At 37.6% G+C, this 946-nt stretch carries 1 protein-coding gene; it reads right to left on the bottom strand.

The features are described from left to right. Window positions 1-82 precede the first annotated feature (82 nt). Window positions 83-703, bottom strand: a complete 621-nt coding sequence (locus tag V7659_RS03035) for an NAD(P)-dependent oxidoreductase (protein WP_335453123.1) — start codon at window positions 701-703, stop codon at window positions 83-85. Between the last annotated feature and the right edge of the window lie 243 nt (window positions 704-946).

The raw sequence follows: 946 nt of genomic DNA, 5'->3' as shown, positions 1-946 counted from the left end.
AAGAATTTGGTCATCATCTAGTCAAGGAGAGCTCAATCGCTTAGACAAGTAATCCCCTTAACAAAGTTAAGGGGGTTCTCTTTTAATAAGTGAGCCCTACACGGGATCCGATAAATTGCTTGCTAAATATCTGCTCAAAGGCAAAATCCGCGGTATCGTAAATAGAGATGGAGGAAGGATCATCAGGAAGAAAGTCTTTTTCATATCTGTAATGACCTAATCTATCTCCAATAGGCAAATAAGTCGGGCAAACAATCGTCCAATCGAGCCCAGACATTTTTAATAATAAATAGGCACGTAAATGTTCCTCCGCATCACGGGTGCTTTTCCTTTTCGACTCAGACGATTGAAACCGATATAAATGAGGTGCAGATCGAGCCTGGAGAATTCCAGCTGTTCCAATCGTAATAATACGGTGTATTCCTAGTGCTTTCATATGTTTAATAATAAAGGGCATCGATTCAGACAGTGTCGTGGTACCTGCTGTATTTAGAGAACTAATGACTACATCCGATCCTGATAAGATACTCGCAATGTCGGTTTCATTTAGCACATTACCTTCCTTAACAAGAAGGCCTTCTCTTTTAATGTTTAGTTTACTGCTATCTCTCACCAGTGCTTGGACCGAATGTTGATTGGCTAATGCATTTTCTAAAATAATCGAACCCACTCTGCCTGTTGCTCCGAAAAGGCAAATGTTCACAAAAAATTCACCTCTTATTCAATAAAGTGTAATATTAATCACTTGCGACATCCCCCGCTTATGATATTTTAAAGATGTTTTAGCATTTACTTATATAGGGGTGGGATGTATATGTCAGAGTATTCAGTTGTGCTATTAATCGGTAGTTTTTTAATCCTTTCTTATTATATCGGATATACAATCATTAAACATTAATTTGGTAACTGCAGACAAGTGTCTGCAGTTTTTTTTTTCGTTAAATGT

Source organism: Neobacillus drentensis (genome assembly GCF_036966985.1).
GTDB classification, from domain to species: domain Bacteria; phylum Bacillota; class Bacilli; order Bacillales; family Cytobacillaceae; genus Neobacillus; species Neobacillus drentensis_E.
Note: the sequence above shows the minus strand (reverse complement) of the source record. Positions and strands in the feature narration are given on the sequence as shown.